The following is a 14,948-nucleotide window of genomic DNA, read 5'->3' on the forward strand; positions in this document are numbered from 1 at the left end:
ACCTCCAGACGGACTTCCAGAAGCTCTGAATCTGATTTGCGTCGTTCACTCAACAGGCTGATTGGGTTTTGACCCTAACACGGTGCAGGTGACTTCCGCTGCAAACTACTCATCTGGCTCTACAGCGAGTGTCTTTGGGGTAAAACGCGGAACGCAGATTGAATTATGGATCGATGGAGCCCTTGCGGGGACTGCTGACGCAAGTAGCGTTGGTTCATTGTCGAATGCGAACGGGACAGTCACTATTGGTCGAGAGCACCCATCCGCCCCGAGTGCACTTGAGTTTTTTGGCACTATATCTATCCCACGAATTACTGCGGTCGCGCCGACGCCTGAACAATTCCGCGAAATCTACGAGGCCGAGCGCTGGCTGTTCCAGCCCGGCGCGAAGTGCCTGTTGTCCAACGCCAGTGTCGATGCGCTCGCCTACGATCCGCTGACCGACCTTCTCCACGTCGCCACGGCGGGCGGGTACGCGAAGATGAAGGGCCTGCTCGTCACCGAGAAGGACACAGAAGCAGTCTATTCCGGCCTGTACGCCACGGGTGGCTATCTGGCGCGCTTCGATGGCGGTTCCGCCGATATTGAAATCCCCAGCATCAATCTCCGCGAGGCGGCCGAAGCCGCGATGATCGGCCACAATGGCGGGCCGCCGCTGCACGATCCCGATGAGGCGGACCTGCCCGAAGTCGTGACGAAAAACGCTACGCCGACCGTCATCGGCACCATCCCGGTTCCGAAGGGCGGCGGCGGCGAATATGTGATCCGCACGGTGGCGCGCGAATATGCGGATGGCGCGGAGATGGCGGCCTATGAAGACGTCGTGATGGCGTATCGGCCGGGCGAGGGCAATGTCGCGCTTTCCGGCGCATCCACCCAGCGCATCATCCGCGAGGTGACAGCCTCGATGGCGGTGGCGATCGATGTCGACACGACCGCGCAGGCGATCCGGATCACCGCGACGGGCCTCGCGTCGAAGAACCTGCGCTGGAAACCCCACTTCAAGAGGATCGGCTGATGGACGTTTACAACGGAACCTTCGTGCGCCGCTGGACGCTCGACCATGCGACCGGCGCAATCGGTTGCTTCCATGACGCGGTCGACAGCCGCGCCATGCCGGCGGCCGACATCGCCCCGATCGAGGCGCACAACGCGATCGTCCTGGCGGCGCAGGCGGAGCTTTCGGCCTATGAGGAAGCGCTTCGGGTGACCGAGCCGGAAGAGCAGACGCAGCCGGTCTACGATCCGGAAACGGGCGAGGAGACCGGCACCGAGCCGACACCGGCGTATGAGGCCTGGACGGAAGCGCAGGCGACGATCGCCGCGACCTCCGATGACGTGAAGGCGCTCTTCGCCTGGCGGCAGGGCGAGCCGGAGAAGTTCGACGAGGAAGGCGCAGAGACCGCCGAGTGGACCGCCTGGGACACGGTGCGCCAGGCGGCGATTGCAGCCTTTGGCGACGCGCCGGTTCTGTCCGTCGATCCGGACGAGGCGGTTGCCGCGCGGATCCGCTCCGATGCGATTAACGAGGAGCGCGAGCGGCGCATCGTCGCCGGCGTCTCTGTCGACGTGACCGGCGCCGGGGCGATCCCGATCAGCGGCAAGGAAACGGATATCCGCAACCTGCAGGGCCTCGGCATGGCGGCGCTGTCGCGGATCGTTGGCGGCGACACCACGACAATCACCGTGTTCCGCGACGCCGAGAACCAGAACCACGAGCTGTTGCCGGCGCAAGTCTTCGAGCTGTGGCAAGCCTCGGCCGGCTATGTCTCGCTGCTCTATCAGGCGAGCTGGGCGCTGAAGGCGAACGACGCAGACTATCTGGACGACGCCAACTGGCCATGAGCGCCTACACCACCCATTTCGCGGTGGAGCCCGCCGGCGGGATCCTCTTCCGAATGATGGCGCCGCTCGCCTGGCATGTCGGCGCGATGGACGGGCCGATCTATGTCGTGCCGTCCGGCTTCGTCTTCGACGTCTCGATCCCGTGGCCGCTGCGCTTGGTCTTCGATGTGCGCGAGCCGCGCTATCTGAAGGCCGCCGCGTTGCACGACCACATGCTGAAGGCCGGCTGGAACCGCCTCACGGCCGCCGGCGAATTTCATGAAGCCCTGAAGGCGGACGGCGTTCCCCTGGCGCGCCGTCTCGTCATGTATCTCGCGGTTGCCCTCTGGCAATTTAGATAAGTCTCTGCCCCGTCCTTAAGCTTCCGGCTTCGCCGTCGCTGACGGGGATCACGCACACCCAACATTCAACCCGCCCGTCTGACGGGCCTTCAATGCAGGAGCGAACCTCATGACTGCACCCGTATTCGGCATGCAATTTTCCCGGCCGGCGGACGAGCCGGTCCCCGTCATCGGCGCGGACTTTTCCAAGATCCTGTGCATCGAGACCTCCGAGGATGCCACGGCAGGGACGTTCCCTCTGGATACGCCGGTGCGCTTCTCCACCGGAGATAGCGCCATGGTCGCGGCGCTTGGCACCGGCCTTCTCGCCGACCAGGTGAAGGGGATTTCCGACCAGCTCACCGGCCTCAATGCCGGGGCCGACGTGACCGTGGTGCGCGTGGCCGAAGGCGAGGACGACGCGGAAACGGCCGCCTCGATCGCGGCCGTCATCGCCACGATCACCGACATTCCATCGGCGGTCAACGCCACGCCGCGCATCGTGGTCGCCGGGCGCACCGCCTACCGGCCAGACATGGACACGATCAACCCGGTGGTCGCGGCGCTCGAGGCCAATCTCGGCAAGATTCTGGCTATCGCCCCGGTCGATGTCGATCCGACGTCCTCGGCGAACGCAATCGACGCGCGCGAGACCTTGAGCTCGGAGCGCGTCATCCCGATCGGCATCGCCGCCAAGGTCTATGAGGACGACGAGCTGGTCACGCGGCCGATGGCGCCCCGCATCGCCGGTCTGTTCGTGCGGATCGACAACGAGAACCTCGGCAAGCCGTTCGACCCGATCGCCAACCGGCCGATCTACGGCATCGCCGGCACCTCGCGGAAAATTCCGTTCTCGCTGCTCGACGGTTCCACGGAAGGCCAGCAGATGCTCGAGGCGAATGTTTCGATCGTGGTCGAGGGCGAGGTGGGCGTCGACGGCGCGGTCTCCGATGGCGGCTTCGTCTTCATCGGCACCGACAACGCCCAGACCGGCGAGCTCTGGGAGCAATTCCACCAGGTGCGCGGGACCGATTACATCGTCACCGAACTGATCGCGATCACGCGCCAGTTCCTCGGCCGCAAGATCACCGCCGATCTGGCGGAGGCCTGGATCAATTCGATCGCCTTCAAGCTGCGCGACCACAAGGCGGCCGACGACATTCTCGGCTACACGCCGGCCAACCAGATGTTCAAGGCGGATCAGAACTCGCCGGAGAACATCCGTCTCGGCACGCTGAAGCTCGACATCGGCATCGAGCCGGCGCCGGTCTTCAAGCTGGCGAACCATGAAATCCGCCGCTACCGCCCGGCCGTCGAGGGCCTGGTCAACGAGATCATCGCACGGCTGAACGCCGCGGCTTGATCTGTCCTCGCGCGTCATGCGGCTTTGATTGCCGCCTGACGCGCCGCTCCCGTCATCCATCATCCGAGAAGGAACACAGCCATGCAGTCGCTTTACCTGCTGACCGCCGTCGACGTTCGCCGCGCCACCGAGGCCGGATCGTCGCGCGCGACCACGATCGAAAAACTGACCATTCCGCCGGTGAAGTTCGCCACCGTTCCGCACAATCCGGGCGGCGGCATCGGTGCCGTCGATTACGCATTGCCCCGCCTCGAGGTCTTCGAGCCTGCCTTCATGGTCAAGGGCATCGACACGGACATTTTCCGGGGCATGGGCACGGTCGACCGCTGGACCTTCGCCGGCGCGTTTCGCGACAAGAAACTCAATCGCGTGGTCCCCGCGCGCGCGATCATCGAGGGCGCGGTCACCGAATGGGAGCCGGACGAATCCAGCCCGACAGAGTTCCTCGGCTGCAACCATGCCATTAAGGAGGTCACCCATTTCGAGTTCACGCTCGACGGGACCGAGTACTGGTATTTCGACTTCGAGGAGAGGGTGATCCGCCGCGCCGGCGTCGACCTTTTCGCCGACGTCCGTAACGCGCTGGGCGCCTAAGCCGATCCCCTTTCGTAAGCGGTAAGCCGCTGTCCGCCTAGCCGGCCTTCTGGCCGGCTTCTCAACCTGATTTCCGGAGCATGTCATGAGCGATACCGCGAAGCGGCCGAAAACGGCCAAGCATACCCTGATCGAGCCGGTCGAGGTCGACGGCAAGACTTACACCGAGCTGACCTTTCGCCGGATGAAAGCGAAGGACGCGCTTGTTGGGGAGAACGAGACCAATCCGGTGCGTGCCGGCTATCTGATCTTCGCTGCCCTGGCCGATGTTCCGGTCGAAGTGATCGAGGAACTCGACATGGAGGATCTCGAAGCGGTCGGCGAGGTGGCGGCTCCCCTGATGGGAAAGTCGGCGGCGGCGATGGCGAGGGACGCGAAGGAGAAGGCGCTTCAGTCCGCTGGCGCGACCTGATCGTTCAGGCCGCGCGGGAGCTGCACACGCCGATTGGCGACGTGAAGGAAATGGACATTGACGAGTTCCTCGCCGATGTCGGCTCGCTCGGGCGCATTGTGGCCGCAGAACGTCGTGGTCCGGGCCGGCGCTAGTCGAGAAAGCCGTGCGCCTTCGCGACGCGCTCGGTCTGACGGCAATGGGCGACCTTCTGGCTGTCCGTCATGGACTTCATCATTTCGGTGCGCCCGCCCATCATCATGTCGAGCATCGGATTGAAGCCCATGTCGTCGGCCGGGACGTTCTCGTCGATATAGGTCGAGATGGCGTCGGAATTGTAGGCGAAGCCGCAAACCGTTTCCGAAGCGAGCAGGTCGCCCAGCTCGGTCGCCGTCTGCATGCGCTCCAGGTCATCCCATGCCTGCGCCGCGGAAATACTTCCGAGCGCGAATACAACCGCAAGCAATAACCGCACAGCCGTCTCCCCATTCTGACCGGGACGGCAGCATTTACACCGGATCAATTCGCCGATGGCAACCCTGACCTCGGAACTCATCCTGTCGCTGGTCGATCGGGTGACGGCGCCGGCGCGCGCCGTGGCCGGTTCGCTCGAGCGAATGCAGGCGGCACAGCGCCGCAATGCCGAGCGGATGAACGCGACACGCCTGAAGATGGTCGATGCGACGGCGGCGGCCTTCGCGCTGGCGCGGGCCATTTCAGCGCCGACTCGCGCCGCAATGGCATTCGAGTCGGCGATGGCCGACGTGAACAAGGTCGTCGATTTCGAGGCGCCGGACGGGTTGCAGCAGATGTCGAAGGACATCCTGACCATGTCGCGGCGCATTCCCATGGCGGCGACCGGCATTGCCGATATCGTCGCGGCGGCCGGCCAGGCTGGCATGAAGGGCGGCGAACTGCTCGAATTCGCCGAGATCGCCGCAAAGGTGGGCGTGGCCTTCGATATCTCGGCCGGGTATGCAGGTGAGAGCCTTGCCAAGATCAAGACCGCGCTCGGCCTGACGGTTGCCGATACGGCGGCGCTCGCCGACGCGATCAACCATCTGTCCAACACCTCCGCCTCGGCCGCGCCGGACCTGCTCGATTTCATGCGGCGCGTCGGGTCGGTCGGCATCCAGTACGGCTTCACGGCCGAGCAGACAGCCGCGATCGGTTCGGCGATGATCGCCGCCGGCCAGACCGCCGATGTCTCGGCGACTTCGTTTCGAAACGTCGGCCGCGCACTGTCGCGGGGTGCGAGCGCCACGAAGTCGCAGAACCGGGCATTCAAGCAGCTCGGCCTCGACGCCAAGCAAGTTGCCAAGGATCTGCAGGAGGACGCGGTCGGCACGCTGCAGGACGTTGTCGCGCGGATCCGCAAGCTTCCGGAGCATTTGCGAGCGGCGGCGATCAGCGATCTCTTCGGGGACGAGGCGCGCGCGATCATGCCTCTGATCGAGAACTCCGATCTGTTGGCGCAATCGCTGGGCGCTGTCGCCGAGAAGGCGAACTTCCTCGGCTCCAGCCAGGCGGAATACGAGGTTCGGGCCAAGACCTCCGCCAACGCGATGCAGCTCTTCCGCAACCAGATGGAAGCGCTCTCGATCTCGATCGGTTCGGCGCTCCTGCCGGCGCTGGTCCAGGTCACGGCCACTGTCGGTCCGATGATCGCTGCGCTTGGCGATTTTGCGGCGGCTCATCCGGAGGTGACCGCCGCGGTCACCGGCCTTGTCGCCAGCCTGGTCGGACTGCGCATCGCGACGCTCGCCGCGCGTTACGCCTTCCTTTTCCTTCAGGGCGGAATTCTCGACGCCGGCATTGCGGCTGCCAAGGGGGCGGGCATGATCGTGGCCGCGGCGAAGCGGATCAAGCTTGCGATCGCCGCGGCCACGGTGCTGTCCTCTGTCGGTGGCGGCGGCATGTTCGTTTCGCTGGTGGCCGGGATCGGTTCCGCCTCGACGGCCATTGTCGGTTCGGCCGGCGCGATCGTTGCGGCTATCGCCGGTATCACGGCGCCGATCTGGGGCGTCATCGCTGCCGTCGCGGCACTGGCGCTGGCCATCTACAACTACTGGGAGCCAATCTCGAATTTCGTGAGCGGCTTCGCTGAAGCGATCCTGGGGGCGCTCGGGCCGGTCGTCGATGCGATTGCCGGATTTGGCGGGCGCATCGCGGCGGCCGTGGGGGAGTGGGCGACGCAGCGCGCCGTCGATCTGGCGGCCATTCTCGGCATCGACGAAGCCAGCGTCCGTGCAGCGATCGCCGCCGCTCAGGCCGAAATCGGGGCACTGGCCCGGTCGGTTGTCGATATCGTTACCGCGATCCCGTCGCAGATCGGCAACTGGGTCTCCGACCTGTTCTCGATCAATGATTACTCCGACGAGGCTGAAGCAAGCTTCAGGGACGCTGGCCGGCAGGTCGGTCAGGCGCTCGTCGACGGGGTAATCGGGGCCGTGACCGCGCTGATCGAATGGTTTCGATCTCTGCCGCAGCGGATCCTCGAGGCAATCGGGCGGATCGACATCGCCTCCCTGATCAAGTGGCCGCAACCGCCAGCCTGGCTGTCGAGGCTTTGGGGCGGAGAGGCCAAGGTCTCGGCGCCGGAAGTGGATGGCGCGCGCGCCGCCGGCGGCGCGATCGCGGGCGGCCGGACCTATCTTGTCGGCGAGCATGGCCCGGAACTGGTTACGCCGTCGCGCGCCGGATACGTGCACTCGGCGGCGTCGATGTCGGGAGCGCAACAGCGCGCAGGGCTGGTTATCGAGGAGCTGAACCTCGGGCCGATCACCATTCACGAGGCGTCCGATGCTCAGAGGATTGCCGAGGAACTCGGCCGCAAGCTTCGCGACGCGCTGAGTGGCGTCCAGGCCGACATGGAATGGGCGGTGTCCTGATGCTCTACATGCTGGGAACCCTCACGCTCGACACGCGCCCGTTCAATGCGGATGCGATGGACCGCTCGGCGGATGCGGATCTCGCCGCAAAGCCGGTGATCGGTGGGCTGGAGCCGTCCGAATTCATGGGCGAGGGGGCTGACGAGGTTACCCTGTCGGGACAATTGCTGCCCGCAAAGATCGGCGGGCTGGGCGAACTCGAGATCGCTCACCAGATGCGCCGGAGCGGCGCCCGGTTCCCGCTGATGCGTGGCGATGGTGCGCGTCTCGGGTGGTTCGCCATCACCCGGATTGCCGAAGGCCACACCAATCTGATGCGGGACGGCGTCGGCTTCACCGTGCGCCACTCTATCACGATGAAGAAGGTGCAGGCCGATACCGGAGCCGGCCAATCGATCATCTCCGGCCTGCTTTCCCTCTTCGAGGCTCTGCGATGACCGAACGTGTGATTGTGCGCGGTGAAAGCATCACCGCCGATCTGCTGCTGTTCCGCCGTTTCGGAGTCGAGGGGCAGGGGCTGATCGAGGCGCTGATGGAGCTCAATCCAGGACTGTCATCGCTCGGTCCGGTAATCCCGCTCGGAACGGAAGTCCATCTGCCCGACCTTCCGAAGCCGGCGCCATTCACGGCCCGCAAGGTCGTGACGCTCTTCGGATAGCGGCTTGCCGCTTACGAAAGAGAAAACCGGATAGCGGCTCGCCGCTTACTAGAGAGCAAATTCATGCCGTGGAAAGTGGATTGGCGCGTTCTGGTCAACGGCCAGGACATGAGCGGGGAGATGGCGCGGTTCCTGACCAGCATTTCGGTCACGGACCAGGCGGGCACGGAATCCGACAGATGTTCTCTGGCGTTCGATGATCGGGATGCGCAGCTCCGCCTGCCGGGCGACCGATCCGCGGTGGCGGTCTATCTGCAGGGTGTCCAGGTCTTCAACGGCATCGTCGACAGTGTCCGTTCAAGCGGCTCGCGCGGAAGCGGTCGTGCGATCAACGTCACTGCGAAGGGATATGACGTCAAGGGAAAGGCGAAAGAGCCTCAGTCCTTCCATTCCGATGACGCTTCGCTGAAGGACTTTCTCGGCAAGGCAGCGGAAGCGGCTGGTTTCTCTCTAAAAATTGATGACGAACTCGGCGCAATCACCCGCGATTATTGGGCCGCCGATGGCGAGAGCTTCGTTCATCTGGGCGAACGTCTTGCACGAGAGTTCTACGCAACCTTCAAGCTTCGCGGCACCGAGGCGGTCTTCGTTCCGCGCGGCAGCGACCCGGGCCTTCCGGCCATCATCGGGACGGTCGGTCGCGAGTTCAACGGCAACGTCATCTCCTGGGATATTGCGCCACTGACCGGCCGGCGCCAGTTCACCAAGGCGGAAGTTCGCTGGTTCGATCGCGAGAGTGCGTCCTTCAAGACGAAGGAGGTCGAGTTTTCGACCGATCGCGATCTGCCGGACAGCGCCAACAAGATCCGCACGACTGCCGCAGACGAAGCACAAGCCGGCGATGTTGGCGAGGCCCGGAAAAGCGAGGCGGAGCGAGAGGGCGGCGAAGGCAGTGTGGATCTGGACCTCGCCGTCGAAGCGCAGGCCGAGGCGCAATTCATCCTCACGGGCGCTCGTCCGGGTGTCGACGGCACCTATCGCATCGTCTCGGTGACACACACGGCCAACCGCTCCTCCGGCGCGACGACGAGCCTGCAGCTCAAACAACCCGCCGGCGGCGCGGGAACCGACCGCCGGTAAGTCCGGCGATTCTCCCGAACGGAAAGGAACTGTCATGACCTACACGACGGCGAATGTTCAGCGCCGGCTGAAGCAGCTCGGCTTCGATCCCGGTCCGATCGACGGCCTGCGCGGGCGCAAGACCATCTCGGCGGTGAAGGAATTCCAGCTGTCGCGCGGCCTGGTGGTTGACGGCATCGTCGGCCCGGTGACGCTGGCGCATCTGTTCGATGCCGAGAAGAAGGTCGGCACCCCGCAAACCGCGCCCGACTACACGCCCTGGATGGATCTGGCGCGGCGCAAGATGGGCCTGCATGAAGGCCGGGACAACTCGGTGCTGCGCGCCTTCCTCCGCCTCGGCAAGGGCACAATCGGCGATCCGGCGCGGATCCCGTGGTGCGGCGATTTCGTCGAGACCTGCATCGCCGTGACGCTTCCCGATGAGCCGCTGCCCGACAATCCCTATGCGGCGATCAACTGGCTGAAGTTCGGCCGCGAGGTGAAGCCGCAGCCGGGCGCCATCCTGGTCTTCTGGCGCGGTTCGCCGTCCGGATGGCAGGGGCATGTCGGCTTCTGCGTCGGTGAAGACGACACGCATTTCCATGTCCTGGGCGGCAACCAGTCGAACGCCGTGACGATCTCGCGGATCGCCAAGTCGCGTTTGCGCAAGGGCGGCTGCCGCTGGCCATCGACCGCCATGCCGGCGCGCGGCCTGCAGGTGCGCGGCGGCGGCTCCGGCATTGCCGTGACGACGAACGAGGCATGATGCGATGATCCCGTCGATCCTCCATTTTCTCGGCGTCACGCCGCAAGGCGGCGGCAAGACCGGCAAGCGCGAGGCGGCCTGGGCGTTCACGCTCATTCCGCTCGTGCTGACCTTGATGCTCGTCGGCCTCGCCGTCGCCGGCTATTTCGCCGGCGGCGACATCGAGCCGATCATCAACCTCATCTCGGCGCTTCGCGAGGTGCTGATCTTTCTGTGGACCGCGGCGGCCGGCTTTCTGACGACGGCCTACGGCCTCGAATGGCGGTCCAAGCAAAGCCCGCGCGTGCAGGAGCATGAAGCGGAGACCGACCCGCTTGGCGGCATCACGGTCCCGGACGGAGCGGTCGGATGATTGCCGTCCTGACATCCCGGATCGGGCTCGTCTCGATCGCCTTCGCGGCCGTGATCCTTTTCTATGAGGGCGTGCCGCTCGGCCCGGTGCGCTGGATCCCGGTAGTCGGTCCCGCGCTCGAGCAGATCGTCGACGGCCGTGTCGATCGGGAGCGGCGCGCCGGCGCCGAGCGCGAGCGCGATCTGTGGAAGCAGAAGCGGCAGGACCTGCTCGACAAGCAGGCTGAACAGCGCCGCGAGGCGCAGGACAAGATCGACGAGATCACCCGCCAATATCTCGATGAACGGGCGGCGCGCAGTGCGTTGGAGGAGGCGAACGCCGCCCTCGATGCCGCCCTCCAAGCCTCGGAGAAAGACGATGCTGCGAATCCTGATGCTCGCCGCGGCCCTGCCATTACTCGCGGGGTGTCCCGCGCACTCAACCAGGTGGGCCGCTGATGCGCCCGAACTGGCGCGGATCAGCCCGGCTCTGAAACTACCATGCCAGAGCGTCGCCGACATTCCCGAAAGGGCGCTGTCCGAACGCGAGGCGGCGACGTTGTGGGCGCGCGACCGAACCAGCCTCGGCGACTGCCGCGCGCGTCACGGGGCGCTCGTGACGGCCGTCAACGCGATCGAGGGGCAGGGGGCGCCGTCGCAATGATCATGCCGTTAGCGCTCGCCGCGGCGGTCATCTTCATCATGGGGTGCGGAGTCGCCTTCTTCGCCGTGCCCGGCGCATTCAGATAGGGAGGCATCTCGATGCTTGTCGCTCATGTGAGCACCTCGCTTCGGCAGACATTCCCCACCCGCGAGACGGAATGGATGCTGTCGGCAATGATGATCCACTGGTCGGTCGTTCTGGGAAGCGAGCCGAACCTGTTCGATCGAAGTCCAGCCTATGACTTCCTGGCATCCGTGATGGGGCAGGAGGCGTGGTCCACCGTCCTGTTCTGGGCCGGGCTCGCCCGCCTCGTGACGCTCGGTATCAACGGTCTGTGGCGCCGGTCGCCACATATCCGTGCGCTTGGCGCGTTCATCGGCGCCGGGTTCTGGTTTTTCGTCGCGTTGTCTTTCGTCCTGGCAGATCGAAACAGCACCGGGTTGGCAATCTACCCGTGGCTGTTTCTTGCCGACGCCATCAATATTTTCAGGGCAAGCGGCGAAGCCGGGGTCTCTGATCGGATATTCGAGAAGCGCCCGCCTGATGCCGATTCCCTATGAGATACTCACCAGCGCCGGTGTCGGCGTCATCATCCTGCTCGCAGCCATACGCCAATATTTCAACGGGCGATCCCCGAAGGTGCCGGACGGTTCCGTTCTGACCGGCATTGGCGTCGGCCTGGTCGAGCGAGACCAGGCGGAACGCGCGGTCAAAGCACTCGAGCGAATCGCCGATGCGGCAGAGCGCATGGGCGACCAGCGCCAGGCGAACATGCAGCACACGCTCGAGGAAATCGCCGAGCAGCTTCGCATGGCGAAGACATAGCCATGCCTCTCGGTCTCATCGGCTTCCTGCTCGGCGTGGCGATCGCGCTGCTGATCGTCATCCGCCCGGCATGACTTCTTCGTGCCGCCTGGTCCTCCGGGGCGGAACGATCGTCGATCGGAGGAAGGAAAGGAACATCATCATGAACGTAATGCGCGCCAAGCTCAGGGTCGCCGGCGTCTACAAGCGCGAGGACGGCAGCGAGGATCTGACGTTCTTCGCCGTGGCCAAAAACTCGGCCTATCCGGAAGACGGATCGGACGAGAACAACACCTATGCGAAGTGGTCGCCCTCGGCCGAGTTCAAGCTGCACTGCTGCAACCCTGCGCTCTATGGCCAGTTCAAGGAAGGCGAGGAATACTACGTCGACTTCACGCCGGCCGGATAAGTATCCCGCCACAAATCCGAATTTGTAGAGTAGGCTCGTCCGGCTTTCGCCGGACGGGCTTTTTTGTTGAGGTTCTGCACGAGGAATTCGTAGATGACTTTGATCGGCAAGCTCAAGTTCGGATTGGCGCCCGTCATGTTTGGGGACGTGTTGTTGTCGAGCCGGATTCCGCCGGCTGGTCCGATTTCGATGCCGGCGGTATCTGATATAAACGCAAAACTGCCCGAGGATGCGTGGGGTTTTGTAACCGGCGCGGTTCAGAAGCTGAACATCCCAAACGAAAATCTTGCGATCGCGTGGGCTGGTAGTCGCCTTCAGGCAAGGCTCGCGGTGCGCGAAATACACGAAGCCGTCATGTCCGGCGCTTCATCCTATATGGATGTCATCGACCTGCTCAGTCGTAAGCCGGAAAACGAGGTAAATGACCTTTCGCTCATCGGAGTTATCGTCAGGCCGGTCGAGAATTCTGACGGCTGCACGATGGGCCATTTTCACATCAACTGTAACAAGTACGACGTGAATGGGGTTGATCTGGATATAGCCGGTTCCGGTGAATGGCATCTGGTAGAGATGCTAAGATCTGGCCTGTTGCCGGAACTCATGGACGGCGACGATCAACAGAAACTGGACCGATCCGTACAATTCGGCAATGCACTATCAGCCTATTTGATTGGCCGCGAGACAGAGAGCGGCGAGAATTTTCCGCAGATGTGGGGCGGCGCCATTGAAACTGCCTATTTCGGTGGGCGATCGATGGTCAAGCAAGATAACGTGCTGCATCTGAACTGGCGTGTTGACCATGTTGAGGGAGACTTGGCGGAGCTGTCTCTGTGGCCGCGCTTTACCCATTACCGTTATGTCGAAAACCATCTTGTCGTATCGGTCTTGGAGATAGGCAATGATGGAAAGCTGAAAGAATCCGTGGACGTGTTCAGTCCACTGCTTCACGACTATCAGCTTCCTGAGCGGTCGAGGCTGCAGCCCTTGTTCACTCACGATGTCATCAATTGTTACGTCTCGTTTGCCACCGGTCTTTCGGATTACCCATCTCTTGTGCGGTCCAAGATTTTGCTTGGATCCGAAGAGACGGTTCGCGTCGTCCGAGACGGTGGCGTTGTGCGGCTCGAATTTGCGACCGGTTTCGTGAAAGAAGTGCGTGAATTCGTGCGCGATCACATCAATCGAGATCTGATCTGATCTCGAATGCTGCCATTGAGCCCTCCAGCTATGAAGGTGAGCGATTAGTTCGGCCGGGTAACCGGCTGAACGATAATCCCACAATCCCGCCGGCCGCATTTCGAACAGCGCAATCGGAGCGCCACACGGCGCAGCCGCATGTCCGGTCCAAAGGTTTCCTGCAGCGATTCGAGGTCGAGGATCTGGTGATGATTGCAGGGCGAGCAGACGGCCGTCACCGTGAAGCGCATGTTGATCGCCTCGCCGAGCGTATTGCCATCCTGTCCGGTATCGAGTTGGCTTGCCATCGGGCCGATCCGCGCGGGATATCCACAGACGTCGATTTCAGTGGATGATCGGGCGTTTTTGTTCCCAGTTTCCTGTTTCGTTCCGGCAATAGCGGATGCAACGGAAAATGGGAACACGTCGAAAGGGAAGCAAATCCTATCGGCCTGTCACGCCGGCACGCCGCGATTGGCAGACCAAAGATGGAGAGCCTCATGTCCGTGGAGATCATCACCGACAAAATCGACCAATTTCATATGGCGCTCGGCAAGTTCGTCGAGGCTTGGGCCGCGGCGGAATACTGCATCGACAACCTGATCCTGCTTACGGCGCCCGACCATCTGTCCAATCTGGTCTTGTTCGAAGACGATGCTGATGTGGCGAAACTCCCCTACCAGTTCACCGCCAAGATCAAACGAATTCGAAGCCGGCTCTATCCCACGCTCGAGCCGCTTCAGCGCGATAAGCTGGCACACGCGATCGATCGGCTTCAGGAACTCCAGGAGAAGCGAAACGACTATGTGCACGGTGCCGCGATCGAGCGCTACTTCTCGCAGTCAGAGATGGCGATCAAAATGGGCCGGCTCCTTCAGCCCTCGAAACGAGAGCCGGTGAGGGTCACCGCAGCGGACATCGAGGCTGCGGCCAAAGCTGTAGCCGATCTGGGGGACAGTCTATTCCGCACCTTGATGATCATCCGGGAAGGTCCCTGAGGAGGCGGAACATTCATGGTAATTTCCATGGGACTTTTGCGCCACAAATTACCATTTGAGTGCGTTTGTTCCCTTGCGGTTCTCATCTCTGTCGGCTACGGATCGCCCGAAACCGCCGCATTGTCGGGGTTCGGAGCGTAGCGCAGCCTGGTAGCGCATCTGGTTTGGGACCAGAGGGTCGCAGGTTCGAATCCTGCCGCTCCGACCAGCGGTTTCGGATGGTGAGGTCAGGTGACAAGGAGGGTGCCCGTGTCAGCCCGTATTTACAGCCCGTCGAAAACGGCCATGCAGTCCGGCAAGGCCAAGACCGGACTTTGGATCCTCGAATTCGATCGCGAAACCGCGCGCACCATCGATCCTCTGATGGGCTACACGTCGTCGGCCGATCCGCTGGCCCAGATAAGGCTGAAATTTTCGAGCCGCGATGACGCGGTCGCCTATGCCGAAAAGCATGGAATTGCCTATCGCCTGGACGAGCCCAATCAGACAAAACGGCGGGTCATGGCCTATTCGGACAATTTCAAATTCGACCGCAAGGCCCCCTGGACGCATTGATTCGCCGCGCGCTTGACGGCGATGCGCATGGTGGCAAATGATCAGCGCAACAACGGCCCCGTAGCTCAGCTGGATAGAGCACCGGCCTTCTAAGCCGATGGTCGCAGGTTCGAATCCTGCCGGGG

At 63.3% G+C, this 14,948-nt stretch carries 21 protein-coding genes and 2 tRNA genes; 21 read left to right on the forward strand and 2 right to left on the reverse strand.

The window, feature by feature from the left end; translation table 11 throughout:
* Positions 1 to 397 precede the first annotated feature (397 nt).
* From LC343_RS21570 to LC343_RS21595, 6 genes are all read left to right on the forward strand, one after another.
* A complete protein-coding gene (locus tag LC343_RS21570) occupies positions 398 to 1,018 on the forward strand; it encodes a hypothetical protein (protein ID WP_223479254.1) in 621 nt (206 codons plus the stop codon).
* A complete protein-coding gene (locus LC343_RS21575; RefSeq protein ID WP_223479255.1) occupies positions 1,018 to 1,845 on the forward strand; it encodes a DUF4376 domain-containing protein in 828 nt (275 codons plus the stop codon). Before LC343_RS21570 ends, LC343_RS21575 begins: the two co-directional genes overlap by 1 nt.
* Positions 1,842 to 2,186 (forward strand): DUF1353 domain-containing protein, encoded by a 345-nt coding sequence (locus LC343_RS21580; RefSeq protein ID WP_223479256.1) that lies wholly within the window; start codon positions 1,842 to 1,844, stop codon positions 2,184 to 2,186. The genes LC343_RS21575 and LC343_RS21580 overlap by 4 nt, the downstream gene beginning before the upstream one ends.
* 109 nt (positions 2,187 to 2,295) lie before the next feature.
* Positions 2,296 to 3,528, forward strand: coding sequence for a phage tail sheath protein (locus LC343_RS21585; protein WP_223479257.1), 1,233 nt, complete (start codon positions 2,296 to 2,298; stop codon positions 3,526 to 3,528).
* 81 nt (positions 3,529 to 3,609) lie between these two features.
* Complete coding sequence (locus LC343_RS21590; RefSeq protein ID WP_223479258.1) at positions 3,610 to 4,122, forward strand: phage major tail tube protein; 513 nt, start codon at positions 3,610 to 3,612, stop codon at positions 4,120 to 4,122.
* Between the two features lie 85 nt (positions 4,123 to 4,207).
* Positions 4,208 to 4,534, forward strand: a complete 327-nt coding sequence (locus LC343_RS21595) for a phage tail assembly protein (RefSeq protein WP_223479259.1) — start codon at positions 4,208 to 4,210, stop codon at positions 4,532 to 4,534.
* A 130-nt stretch (positions 4,535 to 4,664) separates the two neighbouring features.
* On the opposite strand, the gene LC343_RS21600 is transcribed toward LC343_RS21595, so the two are convergent.
* Entirely contained in the window at positions 4,665 to 4,988 is a 324-nt protein-coding gene (locus LC343_RS21600; protein ID WP_223479260.1) for a signal recognition particle, read from the reverse strand.
* Between the two features lie 55 nt (positions 4,989 to 5,043).
* Here LC343_RS21600 and LC343_RS21605 point away from each other — a divergent pair, with 55 nt between their 5' ends.
* The 11 genes from LC343_RS21605 to LC343_RS21660 all read left to right on the forward strand — a co-directional run bounded on the left by LC343_RS21605 (position 5,044) and on the right by LC343_RS21660 (position 13,291).
* Positions 5,044 to 7,404 (forward strand): phage tail tape measure protein, encoded by a 2,361-nt coding sequence (locus tag LC343_RS21605; RefSeq protein ID WP_223479261.1) that lies wholly within the window; start codon positions 5,044 to 5,046, stop codon positions 7,402 to 7,404.
* Positions 7,389 to 7,841 (forward strand): phage tail protein, encoded by a 453-nt coding sequence (locus tag LC343_RS21610; RefSeq protein ID WP_223479262.1) that lies wholly within the window; start codon positions 7,389 to 7,391, stop codon positions 7,839 to 7,841. The genes LC343_RS21605 and LC343_RS21610 overlap by 16 nt, the downstream gene beginning before the upstream one ends.
* Positions 7,838 to 8,062: a tail protein X gene (locus LC343_RS21615; RefSeq protein ID WP_223479263.1), complete on the forward strand. Its 225-nt coding sequence runs from the start codon at positions 7,838 to 7,840 to the stop codon at positions 8,060 to 8,062. Before LC343_RS21610 ends, LC343_RS21615 begins: the two co-directional genes overlap by 4 nt.
* Positions 8,063 to 8,125: 63 nt before the next feature.
* On the forward strand, positions 8,126 to 9,142 hold the full coding sequence (locus tag LC343_RS21620; protein WP_223479264.1) for a phage late control D family protein: 1,017 nt from the start codon (positions 8,126 to 8,128) through the stop codon (positions 9,140 to 9,142).
* 34 nt (positions 9,143 to 9,176) lie between these two features.
* Positions 9,177 to 9,887, forward strand: coding sequence for an NlpC/P60 family protein (locus LC343_RS25165; RefSeq protein WP_274385061.1), 711 nt, complete (start codon positions 9,177 to 9,179; stop codon positions 9,885 to 9,887).
* Between the two features lie 4 nt (positions 9,888 to 9,891).
* Positions 9,892 to 10,239: a hypothetical protein gene (locus tag LC343_RS21635; RefSeq protein ID WP_223479265.1), complete on the forward strand. Its 348-nt coding sequence runs from the start codon at positions 9,892 to 9,894 to the stop codon at positions 10,237 to 10,239.
* The gene (locus tag LC343_RS21640; RefSeq protein WP_223479266.1) at positions 10,236 to 10,676 is read left to right on the forward strand and encodes a hypothetical protein; all 441 of its coding nucleotides are present in this window, start codon (positions 10,236 to 10,238) and stop codon (positions 10,674 to 10,676) included. The genes LC343_RS21635 and LC343_RS21640 overlap by 4 nt, the downstream gene beginning before the upstream one ends.
* A 303-nt stretch (positions 10,677 to 10,979) precedes the next feature.
* On the forward strand, positions 10,980 to 11,441 hold the full coding sequence (locus LC343_RS21645; protein WP_223479267.1) for a hypothetical protein: 462 nt from the start codon (positions 10,980 to 10,982) through the stop codon (positions 11,439 to 11,441).
* A complete protein-coding gene (locus tag LC343_RS21650; protein ID WP_223479268.1) occupies positions 11,425 to 11,706 on the forward strand; it encodes a hypothetical protein in 282 nt (93 codons plus the stop codon). Before LC343_RS21645 ends, LC343_RS21650 begins: the two co-directional genes overlap by 17 nt.
* Before the next feature lie 142 nt (positions 11,707 to 11,848).
* A complete protein-coding gene (locus LC343_RS21655; protein ID WP_223479269.1) occupies positions 11,849 to 12,094 on the forward strand; it encodes a hypothetical protein in 246 nt (81 codons plus the stop codon).
* A 93-nt stretch (positions 12,095 to 12,187) separates the two neighbouring features.
* A complete protein-coding gene (locus LC343_RS21660) occupies positions 12,188 to 13,291 on the forward strand; it encodes a hypothetical protein (RefSeq protein WP_223479270.1) in 1,104 nt (367 codons plus the stop codon).
* Positions 13,292 to 13,335: 44 nt separating this feature from the next.
* On the opposite strand, the gene LC343_RS21665 is transcribed toward LC343_RS21660, so the two are convergent.
* Positions 13,336 to 13,578, reverse strand: coding sequence for a hypothetical protein (locus LC343_RS21665; protein WP_223479271.1), 243 nt, complete (start codon positions 13,576 to 13,578; stop codon positions 13,336 to 13,338).
* Between the two features lie 192 nt (positions 13,579 to 13,770).
* Here LC343_RS21665 and LC343_RS21670 point away from each other — a divergent pair, with 192 nt between their 5' ends.
* From LC343_RS21670 to LC343_RS21685, 4 genes are all read left to right on the forward strand, one after another.
* On the forward strand, positions 13,771 to 14,268 hold the full coding sequence (locus LC343_RS21670) for a hypothetical protein (protein ID WP_223479272.1): 498 nt from the start codon (positions 13,771 to 13,773) through the stop codon (positions 14,266 to 14,268).
* A gap of 131 nt (positions 14,269 to 14,399) precedes the next feature.
* A tRNA-Pro gene (locus tag LC343_RS21675) sits at positions 14,400 to 14,476 on the forward strand.
* 41 nt (positions 14,477 to 14,517) lie between these two features.
* Positions 14,518 to 14,823, forward strand: coding sequence for an ETC complex I subunit (locus LC343_RS21680; protein ID WP_223479273.1), 306 nt, complete (start codon positions 14,518 to 14,520; stop codon positions 14,821 to 14,823).
* A gap of 54 nt (positions 14,824 to 14,877) precedes the next feature.
* Positions 14,878 to 14,948, forward strand: a tRNA-Arg gene (locus tag LC343_RS21685).

Source organism: Oricola indica, assembly GCF_019966595.1.
GTDB lineage: Bacteria > Pseudomonadota > Alphaproteobacteria > Rhizobiales > Rhizobiaceae > Oricola > Oricola indica.